The sequence below is a fragment of the Pseudofrankia inefficax genome (assembly GCF_000166135.1).
GTDB lineage: Bacteria > Actinomycetota > Actinomycetes > Frankiales > Frankiaceae > Pseudofrankia > Pseudofrankia inefficax.
This window is the reverse complement of the sequence record NC_014666.1, coordinates 7904135-7915363: the sequence shown is the minus strand read 5'-3', so window position 1 is coordinate 7915363 and position 11229 is coordinate 7904135. Positions and strand designations below refer to the sequence as shown.

Below are 11229 nucleotides of genomic sequence, written 5' to 3'. Positions count from 1 at the left end.
GCAGCCGGCCGGGGTGGAGCATCCCGCCGGAGTCGACCGGCAAGAGGAGCCGGCGGCGCTCGCCGCGCGGATCGAGGAGCTCATGGCCCGCTGGCGGCAAGCCCTCGCAGACCTCGACAACCAACGTAAGTGGTGCGCCCGGGAGGTGGAACGGGAACGGGAGGCCGAGCGCGTCCGGGCGGCCACGGCCTGGCTCCCGGTGCTCGACCACCTCGAGCTCGCGCTGGCCCATGCCGGGGCCGACCCGGAATCGATCCTGACCGGCGTCCAGGCCGTGCGCGACCAGGCGGTCGACGTGCTGGCCCGGCTCGGCTACCCACGCCACGACGAGGTCGGCGTGCCCTTCGACCCTGCCAGGCATGACGTGGTGAGCCTCGTCGACGAGCCGGGCAAGCCGCCGGGCACAGTGGTCACCGTGCTCCGGCCCGGCTACGGCGAGCCCGGCCGGCAGCTGCGCCCGGTAGGCGTCGCCGTCAGCAAGCCCTCGGAGTGACGCCGTGGCCCAGGATTATTACGAGGCTCTCGGCGTCAGCCGCGACGCGTCGACGGAGGAGATCCAGCAGGCCTACCGGAAGCTGGCCCGCCGCTACCACCCGGATGTGAACAAGGATCCGGCAGCGGAGGAGCGTTTCAAGGAGATCAACGACGCCTACCAGGTGCTGTCGGACCCGAAGACCCGGGGCCGGTACGACCGGTTCGGGCCGGACTTCCGGCGCATACCCGAGGACTACGACGAACGGGTGGCCGCCGGCGTCGGCGCTGGCTTCGGGGGTGCCGGCGCCGGACGCGGGGGCTCGGGCCAGCGGGTCCGGGTGACGCCGGGCTTCGAGGCGGGCTTCGGCGGTGGCGGTGGCTTCGAGGACCTGTTCGGAGACCTGTTCGGAGCGGGTCGCGGCGCACGGGGGGCGAGCGGTCCGATTCCCGGCGCCGATCAGGAGGCCGAGCTGGCGCTGAGCGTCGAGGAGGCGTACCGGGGCGGCCGCCGTCAGGTGACCCTCGCTGGCGCTGAGGGCGCGCGGGGCTACACCGTGACCGTCCCGCCCGGGGTGGTGGACGGGCAGCGGATCCGGCTGGCCGGGCAGGGCGGGCGCGCCAGCGGCGAGGGCCCGGCCGGGGATCTGTACCTGCGGGTGCGCATCATGCCGCATCCGCGTTATCGGCTGTCTGGGCGGGACATCCACCTGACCGTGGCGGTCTCGCCCTGGGAGGCTGCGCTCGGTGCGACCGTCCCCGTCGCCACTCCAGGCGGCGAGGTCAAGGTCCACGTCCCGGCCGGTTCGTCGTCCGGCCGGCGGCTGCGCCTGCGCGGTGAGGGCATGCCCAACCCGCGGGGTTCGCCCGGGGACCTGTATGCCGAGGTCAGCGTGATGGTCCCGGCGAAGCTGACTGACCGCGAACGCGCGCTGTTCGAAGAACTGGCCGCGATCTCCACGTTCGATCCGCGGACATAGACGCCGCACCTGATCAGAACGCGATCGGGGCCAGGTGGCCAGCCGTGACTCACGGCGGGACTTGTGTCCGGGCGTGACAGTAAGGAGGCGAGGATGAGCACCCGTTGCCAACCGGAGAGTGGGGGGTCCCGGCCCGATGCCTCCCGCCGCTACCCGCTGGCGCTGGTCCGCCGCCCGCGCCGCGGCACCGTAAGCGCGAGAAGCCAGGCCCAACCACGGTTCGGCGTCGCCAACTGGCTCACGTTGGAGACGGTCGCCGACCGGGCCGGGCTGCATCCCGAACTGGTCCGCCAGTTCGCCACGCTCAGCCTGCTGGACACCTCCCGCGACGCCGCCGGCACCCTGTGGTTCCCGCCGGACGCTCCAGCGACCATCGCCCGGATCCGGCGGCTACGGGCCGGTCTCGGCCTGAATTACGCCGCCATCGGCCTCGTGCTCGATCTGCTCGACCGCATCGACGCGCTGGAAGCCGCCCTCGGCGGCAGCACCTCCCCGCGGGTCCGGTCGGTGCTGGAAGCCAGCAACGCGAGGAGCGGACGACTATGGACATGAACCGGCTGACGCAGAAGTCCCAGGAGGCGCTGGCTGCGGCGCAGGCCAAGGCGACCGCGCTCGGGCACACCGAGGTCGACGGCGAGCACCTGCTCGCCGCCCTGCTGGCGGCGCCCGACGGGCTGATCTCACGGCTGCTCAACGAGGCCGGGGCCGATGTCGCCGCGCTGAGCACCCAGCTGGAGGCCGACCTGGCCCGGCGGCCGAAGGTGACCGGCCCCGGCGCCGCGCCCGGGCAGGTGTTCGTGACCCAGCGGTTGGCCCGGCTGCTGGACGCGGCCGAACGCGAGGCGGGGCGGCTGAAGGACGAGTACGTGTCGGTGGAGCATCTGCTGCTCGCGTTGACCGAGGAGGGCACCGCCACCCCCGCCGGCCAGCGGCTGCATGAGCATGGCGTCACCAGAGAGTCCTTCCTGGCCGCGCTCACCCGGATCCGCGGCCACCAGCGGGTCACCTCCGCAACTCCGGAGGGCGCCTACGAGGCGCTGGAGAAGTACGGCCGGGACCTCGTCGAGCTGGCCCGGACCGGCACTCTCGACCCGGTCATCGGCCGGGACGCGGAGATCCGCCGAGTGATCCAGATCCTCAGCCGCAAGTCGAAGAACAACCCGGTGCTGCTGGGGGATCCAGGCGTCGGGAAGACCGCGATCGTGGAGGGCCTGGCTCAGCGGATCGTCCGCCGGGACGTGCCGGAGGGCCTGCGCGACAAGACCATCTTCGCGTTGGACCTGAGCTCGCTGGTGGCGGGAGCGAAGTACCGCGGCGAGTTCGAGGAACGGCTCAAGGCCGTGCTGACCGAGGTGAAGGCCGCCGAGGGGCGGGTCCTGCTGTTCGTCGACGAGCTGCATACCGTGGTCGGCGCCGGCGCCGCCGAGGGGGCGATGGACGCCGGGAACATGCTCAAGCCGATGCTGGCCCGCGGCGAGCTGCACATGATCGGCGCGACCACGCTGGATGAGTACCGCAAGCGCGTCGAGTCCGACGCCGCGTTGGAGCGGCGTTTCCAACCGGTCATGGTGGACGAGCCGAGCGTGGAGGACACCATCTCGATCCTGCGCGGCCTGCGCGAGCGGTTCGAGGTCTTCCACGGGGTGAAGATCCAGGACCGCGCGCTCGTCGCCGCATCGACGTTGAGTCATCGCTACATCACCGACCGGTTTCTGCCCGACAAGGCGATCGACCTGGTCGACGAGGCCTGCGCCCGGCTACGGACCGAGATCGACTCGATGCCCGCTGAGCTGGACGAGACCAGCCGCCGGGTGACCCGACTGGAGATCGAGGAGGCGGCCCTGGCCAAGGAGACCGACCCGGCCAGCCAGGCGCGACTGGACCAGCTGCGCCGGGAGCTCGCCGACGTGCGGGCCGAGGCGGACGCGATGCGCGCCCAATGGGAGGCCGAACGCCAGGCGATCCGCCGGGTCCAGGAGCTGCGTGGGGAGATCGAACGCGTCCGCCGTGCGGCCGAGGAGGCCGAACGGGCCTACGAACTCGAGCGGGCCGCCGAACTGCGCTACGGCCGCCTCGGCGAGCTGGAACGGCGTCTCGCCACCGAGGAGGAACAGCTTGCCGCCAAGCAGGGCGAGCAGCGGCTGCTGCGCGAGGTCGTCACCGAGGACGAGATCGCCGAGATCGTCGCGGTCTGGACCGGTATCCCGGTCACCCGGCTCAAGGAAACCGAGCGGGACAAGCTGCTGCGCCTGGACGAGATCCTGCGGGAACGAGTCGTCGGCCAGGACGAGGCTGTCACGCTCGTCGCCGACGCGGTCATCCGGGCCCGGTCCGGGATCCGGGACCCCCGCCGGCCCATCGGCTCCTTCGTGTTCCTCGGCCCGACCGGCGTCGGGAAGACCGAGCTCGCGAAGACCCTGGCGGTAGCGCTCTTCGACACCGAGGAACACATGGTCCGCCTCGACATGAGCGAATACCAGGAGCGGCACACCGTCAGCCGACTGGTCGGCGCTCCCCCCGGCTACGTGGGATACGAGGAAGGCGGCCAGCTCACCGAGGCCGTCAGGCGCAAGCCGTACTCGGTGGTGCTCTTCGACGAGATCGAGAAGGCGCACGCGGACGTGTTCAACGTCCTGCTGCAGATCCTGGACGACGGCCGGATCACCGACGCCCAGGGCCATCGGGTCGACTTCCGCAACACCGTCATCATCATGACCTCGAACATCGGCTCGCAGTACCTGCTCGACGGGGTGGACACGGACGGCCAGATCAGGCCGGACGCCGAGGCCCGGGTGATGGCGGAGCTGCGGGGGCACTTCCGCCCGGAGTTCCTCAACCGGATCGACGACATCGTCCTGTTCCGGCCGCTGGCCCTGCCGCAGATCGAGCGGATCGTCGGCCTGCAGTTCGAGGAGCTGCGCCACCGGCTCGCCGAACGGCAGATCAGCCTGGAGCTGGCCGAGGCCGGCCGCCGGCTGATCGCCGAGAAGGGCTTCGATCCGGTGTTCGGCGCCCGCCCGCTACGCCGGTACATCTCCCACGAGGTCGAAACCCAGGTCGGGCGCGCGCTCATCCGCGGCGACGTCTCCGAAGGCGGTGTCGTGCGTATCGACGCCCACGACGGGGAGCTGGACGTGAACTACGAGAAGGCCACCGCCCACCACGGCCTCGCCGCCTGAGCGTGTTGGCCGGCGTCTGGGACGTGTACGGATCACTCGGTGGGCAATGCCGATTCGGTAGAAAGGTATGTCCGCGCTGAAGCGGATGCGAGGCGGCGGTGCGCGTCACCGCGTACCGGCCTCGCGTCACGGAAGATCGGGGGACGACAGCCATGCCGGTCATGGGCGTCAGTAGGTTCGAACGGTTTTTCCGGACCGCCGCGGGACTGGACGTCGACAAAAACGACCTGAAACGACACAACGAGTTCGTCAACGACAAGTTGTACGACCTGCTGGTGATCGCGCGGGCGACAGCGAAGGCGAATCTTCGTGATGTCATCGAGCCATGGGATCTACCGATCACCAAGGGCCTTCAGGAGAGCATCCACCGCTTCCGGCGCCTCGATGAGGAGATCGAGCTGAGCCCCATCCTGGAACAGATCGCCGCCCGGCCCCCGCTCGAGATCGCCCTGAGCGAGGACACATCCACCCGGCTGCCTCTCATCGCCGGTGGTCTGAGCCTCGCGCTCGCCGAGGCCTTCACGATCCTGGAGCCGGACGTGCGCAACCCTGGTACCGAGGAGTGGGCCCGCGCCAGCCGAATTTTCAATCTGCTCCTGTAGAAGGGAAGTCTCACCGTCTCAAGGTCGGCCGGTGCCGTGGCGCTGCTCCCAGACGATCCCGGCCGGGCCGGAAACCACAAAGACGGTCGTCGCCGGGGATGCAGCGCACCACCGCGAGCATCAGGTCCGCGGCGGCACCGGACACCGGAACATCGCCGGGGAGCGACAGCACTGGACGACTTGGCTGGTGAACACCCCTCCGACCGTCCATCTAGTCCATCGCCTGCGACCGATGGACCGTGCCGGCCTGGCGGGAGGGAGCGCTTCAAGATCTTGAAGCGCTCCCCAGGCCCTGCCTGAGGCCGAGGCCGCGCGGCTCACATGCGCGGGCCAACTCTCGTCGGAAAGTGGCCAGAATCGCCAGAGCAGAGGCGCTCTCCCGGGGCGCTCGCGCACACCTCGCGCACACGCGAACCGCATGAAGATCAGAAAGCGTTGCTGGTGCCGTACGATGCCAATGAGTGCCGTGCCGTCCGCCGAGGTGACGGACCAGACGCGTCGCCTATGTCGTGCGGATGGACCATCTGATAGCAGGTCAGAAGGTTCTGGTGCTTGTGAAAATGTGAACATGCAGGTCAGAGCATGTTTGGTGCGCTCGGAGGGACTCGAACCCCCAACCTTCTGATCCGTAGTCAGATGCTCTATCCGTTGAGCTACGAGCGCATTGTTCAGTTGTCGCTTGCTGTCACTGTCACGTGCTGCCGTCGCCCGCTCCCGCAGGCGACTGGAGCTACCTTACAGCACGGAGGACGGGCCGAACGAGCCAGTATCGGCTGCGCGGCGGCGGGTACCGCCCGTCCCACCGTCCCTCGTCGTGGCCAGGCTGGGTCTGGGTCGCAGCGTCTCCCCAGCGCCTGGTCAGGATCTCGTGAGGAGCTTCTTCTGGACCTTGCCCATCGCGTTGCGTGGCAGATCCTCGACGACGCGGACCTCACGCGGGCGCTTGTGGACGGACAGCTGCGTGGCGACGAAGTCGGCCACCGTGGCCGGGTCGACCGGTGTTGTGCCGTCGCCGACGACATAGGCGACGATGCGCTGGCCCAGGTCGGGGTCCGGCACGCCGACGACGGCCGCCTCGACGATCGTGGGATGGGCGAGCAGTGCCGCCTCGACCTCGCCGGCGCCGATGCGGTAGCCGCCGCTCTTGATCAGGTCGACGGAGGTCCGGCCGACGATGCGGTGCCAGCCGGCCGGGTCGATGACCGCCGCGTCGCCTGTGCGGAACCAACCGTCCGGGGTCCAGCTGGCGGCCGTCACCTCGGCTAGGCCCAGATACCCGTCGAACAGCGACCCGCCTCGCACCTGGAGTTCGCCGACCGACTCGCCATCCCACGGCACATCCTTGTCCGCGGCCGGGCTGGTGGCCGCGGGGGTGTCGCTGGCGTCGGGCAGCGGGCGGAGCCGGGTCTCGACGCCGGGCAGGCTCAGGCCGACCCACCCGGGCCGGCGCTCGCCGTCGGACCGCACCGCGACGGTGATCAGGGATTCGGTCATGCCGTACCGCTCGACCGGCACCAGGCCGGTCAGGCCACGCAGCCGCTCGGCGACCGGGACCGGGAGTGGCGCGCTGCCGGACACCAACAGCCGGGCCTGGCCGAGCGACGCGGCGGCCGCTGGCTCGTCGCACATCCGCGACCAGACCGTGGGCACGCCGAAGAAGAGGCTTCCGCCATGCCGCTCGGCCGCGGTGGCGTACTCGGCGGGACGCGGCCGGCCGGTGTGCACCAGCGGGCTTCCGACGCGCAGGGCGCCGAGAACGCCAAGCACGAGGCCATGCACATGGAACAGCGGCAGTCCGTGGACCAGTACGTCATCTGCGGTCCAGGCCCAGGCGTTCGCCAGTCCGTCCAGGCAGGAGGCGATCGCGCGTCGGGAGATCACGACGCCCTTGGGAGCGCCGGTTGTGCCGGACGTGTACATGATCATGGCGGTGGTGCTGGGATCTGGCTCAGGGTAGGACGTGTCAGACCTGCGGGCCGGGTCGATCGGGACGACGGTCAGGGCGCGGCTGCCCTCGTCAAGCCGGTCCCCGTTGGCGGGTGGGTCTCCGAGCCAGAGCTCGGCCCTCGAATCGGCCAGGATGTGCGCTCGTTCGCGCGGGCCCGCGTCGGCTGGCACCGGGACGACCGGGACGCCGGCCAGCAGGCAGCCGACGATGCCGACGACGGTCCGCAGGCTCGCGGACCCGTGCACCGCGACCACCGCCGCGCCGGCGACCTCGTCCGCGACCGCCGTCGCGGCGGCCCACAGCTCGTCGCGCCGCAGGGCCGCGTCGGCGAGCCGCACCGCCGGACGCGCGCTGTCGGCGTGACCGGTGGCCCCGGCGCCGGCGGTGCCGAGCAGGCCGTGCACGTTCACGTGGGTACCTCCCAGAGAGCGGCTGGCGCGGGGTGATGCCAGAGTGCGCGTTCTATCGTGCCTTGTCCGTGCGCGATGGGGCGGTGCGCCGGCTCGGCGCGGGGTCGTCAGTGGGGGCGGTAGCCGGGCAGCAGGCTCTGGACCAGTTCGTTCGTCTCCGGCTCGGCGCCTGCTTCGACGCGACGGCGGCCCAGAGCCGCCGGGTGATCCCGCTGGGGCGTGGCCGCGGGTGGCAGCGCTCGATACATCTCGGCGGCGACCGCCTGGAGCGCATGCCGGTCGCCGCGCGCCGCGACGGTGCGCAACAGGTCCCGCCACAGCGGTTCCGCCGTCGGGACGGCCCGCAGGCCCGTCCGGCAGGCCGCCATCGCCGTGGCCGTGTCGCCAGCGGTGAGGCTGAGGCCGGCCAGGCGGTGGGCCACGTCCACGACCGCCGCGCGGATCCGTTCGGCGAGCCCAGAGGCCAGCAGCCAGCCGTATCGCCCGTCCGGGAGATCAGCCAGGACCGGGCCTGAGACCAGGCGCAGCGCCGCCACGAGGTCGGCCGCCGGTCCGTCGGCAGTGGTTCCCGTCGCGCTGACGGCCTGACCCCCGGTGCCGGGCGTCTCCCCGCGGGACACAGCCCGGCGCGCCCAGGCGGTGAACAGCCGCCAGTCGCAGCGGACACCCGGGTCGAGGCGAGGCCGGCCGTCGCCGCTGAGCAGTAGCCGAGGGCGGCCGACCGGATCCGCGCCGAGCCAGGCCTGAGCTCGGCGGATCGCGTCGGCGACGACCGCGTCCGTGGCGCCGCCTGGCCAGAGCGCGGCGGCCAGGATGCGCATCGGTGGGTCGGCCGGGTTCAACGCGAGGTAGACGACGAGTTCGGTCAGCTCGTCGACCTGATCCGCAGGCAGCCGGCCGGGAGCGCTGACCACGGGTCGGCCCAGCACCTTGATCTCCACCTCGGCCGAGGGCTCCGGAGGCTGGGCCCAGGCGGCTTCCGGCGGCGAGGGTGCCGGGGTCGCGACCCAGGGCAGCTGGAGGGGTGAGGCCGGACCGGCGGGCGACGGTCGTGGCCGCGCGGCCGGGGGCGCCGGAGGCGGCCGGACGGCGGAGTCGTCCTGTCCCGGCGGCCTGGACCTCTGCGACGGCGCCGGGACCAGGATCGAGATCGGTCCGCGGGCGGCGGGCTGTCCTGGGCGGGGGAACCGCGTCGGTGGCGGTGTCGCTGGAGCGACGGCACCGGGCACCGTCCGCGGCGACGAGTTCGGCGGGGACGCGTGCGGAGGGGACGAGTCCGGCAGCGGCCAGACCGCTACGGGGGCGCTCGACGGATCTGGCGTGGCGGGCCGGCGGCCGGCCGGCGGCACCGGACTGGTCTGACCGGCTTCCGGGAGAACGGGAAGGAACGGCTCCGGCGGAGCGGCTCGTGGCGGCGGAGCTACCGGGGCTGGCGGTGTGGGCGGTTGTGGTGGTGCGCTGGGCGCCGTCGGGACCAGCAGGAACGGGCCAGGAGTCGTCGGTGGTTGCCGGCTGGGAGCACCTGCCGCGCGTCGCGCGGTGGGTAGCTGAACGACCGGGTCGGACGCAGGGGGGTGGTTCGCTCGGCTGGCCGCGACCGTCCAGCCTGCCAGCGGCGGCCGGGCGACGTTGGCCGGACCGACGTCGTTCCCCCCGACGGGGAGGGCGTCGGCCGGCGCCTCGTTCCAGGGATCGAGGGAACGGAACATGTCGATGATCGACGCATAGGCCTGCGCGGGTAGGCGTTGTGCCGTCACATCGAGGCCCAGGACGCCCAGGGAGAGCCGGCCGTCGCGCGACGCGGTGAACACCCAGCGCGCGGCCGGGGTCTCGCCGACCACCAGTACGCCCACGGCGCGATCCCGGCCGTGCGCGTACCGGGCGAGCACCTGTGCCGTGGCTTCGTCCGGTGGCTCGGCCAGCACCAGCAGATCCGGCGTCCACAGTGCCTGGGTCCTGGCCGCCTGCCGGCCGAGCAACACCGGTCCTGCCTGGCCGCCGTCCCAGTCGCCGCCCGACACCTGGGCGTTCACCCGCTGCCGCTGGTGGGTCGCGAGCTCGGCCAGCGCCGCCTCGACGGTCTCCACCGTCCGCAGCCGGCCCGGCGCGATCACCGACGGGTCATCCCCGAATCCGACCAGGTAGACCCGTAGCGCGTCCGACCAGCGGTTGGTCGCCAGCTCGACGGCGATCGAGACCGCTGTCTCCCTCGCCCGCGCCGGGTGGCCGCCGATCGCGATCGTGCCCGGCGCGCCCTCGATGTCGACCAGAACTCTGGCCCGCTCGGCGGCGAACCCCACGGTCGCGAGCCCGGGAAACGGCGCCGGGGTCGCCGGCGGGATCGAGGCGGCCACGCCGGGGGACAGGCCGTCTGGGGCGTCGGCCAGCCTGTCGACTCGCCAGGTCCCGGCCGCGGCCTTCCACCAGGGTGCCGGGGGTGGCTCGGCCGGGGCGGGCGCCAGGTGCAGGACCAGCGCGTCCTCGGTCAGCGTCGCCGCGAACACTGGTGGTAGCGGCCGGCCCAGTGCCGCCAGCTCGGCGGACAGCAGCCGGGTGGCGCAATCCAGGAAGCGTGCGCCGTCGGCGTCGGCGGCCAGGCGCAGTTCCTCCTGGCGCCCACGGAACCACGAGGCGGGCAGCGCCGGCCGTCGTCCGGTCAGCTCGGCCAACAGGCCGGCCGCGAGCAGCGATGCGCCAGCCTTCGGGCGGTCCGGCCGGCCTGGCTGCTCGCCTGTTCGTCGTGCGGCGCTGGTAGCTGGCTGCCGACTCGCCGAGGGCGCGGCATCGGTTCGTTGGATCGCGCCGGAGCCGCCGGCGTCCTGTTTCGGGCCCCCGCCAGGTCGGGTCGTGCTGGGGCGGCGCACGTCCGCCAAAGGTGGCCGCCGGACCGGCCGTCCGGTTGGCGACCGACCCGCCGGTTCTCCGGTGGAGGACCGGCGCCACCATCGCCAGGACTCGGGAGGCCGCGGCAGCAGTGGCGTCGGGCCGGTCGCGGGGCGGGCGAGCCAGGCCCACATGCGCTCGGCGGCGGCCGGGTCCGCCTCGCCGAGAAGCATCGGCGGCGTCGCGTCCGCGGGTGCCGGCGGCCCGGGCGGCGCCGGCTGGGGCTCGGGCCGGGCTGGTCGGGCATGGCGGCCGCCGGCCGGCCCACTCCCACCCCAGACGGCCACTGGCCACCCTCCTCTCACGCTCTGACTACTGTGCGTCGTCCCGCTATCCGTGGACAAGAGGGGGTTCGGCCTTGGTGGGGCCGACTTGACGCTCATCGTCGAACCGTCGCGTCGACACCCGTTCCGAACCCCGCCCGCGAGACGTCCGAACCCGACCGGTGCCTCATCGCGCTCAGCCCGCGTTCTGGATGTCGTCCTGGATTTCACCCAGTCGGACGCGCAACCGGTCGAGTTGGGTGTGCAGATCGGTGAGGGTTCGCTGGTAGGACGGCCAGATCGTCGAGCGGAAGTCGGCGGCGGCGCGGCCGTCCCAGTTCTCCGGGTCGGTGAGCACGGCGGCATGGCGGCGCAGCGCGTCGAAGTTGCGGAGCAGCGGCCCGTTGACGAGGGCGCCGAGACCGTTGACTGCCGCGACAGCCTCCGGCGTGCTGCGGACTGTCGAACCCGAGCTGGACATCGGTTCTCCTTG

General features: G+C 72.3%; 8 protein-coding genes and 1 tRNA gene. 5 read left to right on the top strand and 4 right to left on the bottom strand.

Features of this window, described 5'->3' with window-relative positions:
* Positions 1–13 precede the first annotated feature (13 nt).
* The 5 genes from FRAEUI1C_RS32075 to FRAEUI1C_RS32055 all read left to right on the top strand — a co-directional run bounded on the left by FRAEUI1C_RS32075 (position 14) and on the right by FRAEUI1C_RS32055 (position 5232).
* Positions 14–493: a nucleotide exchange factor GrpE gene (locus FRAEUI1C_RS32075; protein ID WP_232425194.1), complete on the top strand. Its 480-nt coding sequence runs from the start codon at positions 14–16 to the stop codon at positions 491–493.
* Between the two features lie 4 nt (positions 494–497).
* Positions 498–1451 carry a DnaJ C-terminal domain-containing protein gene (locus FRAEUI1C_RS32070; protein ID WP_013427542.1) on the top strand — a complete coding sequence of 318 codons (954 nt, stop codon included), beginning with the start codon at positions 498–500 and terminating at the stop codon, positions 1449–1451.
* A gap of 93 nt (positions 1452–1544) precedes the next feature.
* Positions 1545–2003 carry a chaperone modulator CbpM gene (locus FRAEUI1C_RS32065; protein WP_013427541.1) on the top strand — a complete coding sequence of 153 codons (459 nt, stop codon included), beginning with the start codon at positions 1545–1547 and terminating at the stop codon, positions 2001–2003.
* Complete coding sequence (gene clpB / locus FRAEUI1C_RS32060) at positions 1994–4630, top strand: ATP-dependent chaperone ClpB (RefSeq protein ID WP_013427540.1); 2637 nt, start codon at positions 1994–1996, stop codon at positions 4628–4630. Before FRAEUI1C_RS32065 ends, clpB begins: the two co-directional genes overlap by 10 nt.
* A gap of 98 nt (positions 4631–4728) precedes the next feature.
* Positions 4729–5232 carry a DUF1931 family protein gene (locus FRAEUI1C_RS32055; protein WP_232425193.1) on the top strand — a complete coding sequence of 168 codons (504 nt, stop codon included), beginning with the start codon at positions 4729–4731 and terminating at the stop codon, positions 5230–5232.
* A gap of 587 nt (positions 5233–5819) precedes the next feature.
* On the opposite strand, the gene FRAEUI1C_RS32050 is transcribed toward FRAEUI1C_RS32055, so the two are convergent.
* The 4 genes from FRAEUI1C_RS32050 to FRAEUI1C_RS32035 all read right to left on the bottom strand — a co-directional run bounded on the left by FRAEUI1C_RS32050 (position 5820) and on the right by FRAEUI1C_RS32035 (position 11217).
* Positions 5820–5895: transfer RNA gene (locus FRAEUI1C_RS32050), tRNA-Arg, on the bottom strand.
* 195 nt (positions 5896–6090) lie between these two features.
* Positions 6091–7590, bottom strand: a complete 1500-nt coding sequence (locus FRAEUI1C_RS32045; protein ID WP_013427538.1) for an acyl-CoA synthetase — start codon at positions 7588–7590, stop codon at positions 6091–6093.
* Positions 7591–7697: 107 nt separating this feature from the next.
* A complete protein-coding gene (locus FRAEUI1C_RS41740) occupies positions 7698–10259 on the bottom strand; it encodes an AfsR/SARP family transcriptional regulator (RefSeq protein WP_049807046.1) in 2562 nt (853 codons plus the stop codon).
* A 673-nt stretch (positions 10260–10932) separates the two neighbouring features.
* A complete protein-coding gene (locus FRAEUI1C_RS32035) occupies positions 10933–11217 on the bottom strand; it encodes a hypothetical protein (protein WP_013427536.1) in 285 nt (94 codons plus the stop codon).
* Positions 11218–11229 lie beyond the last annotated feature (12 nt).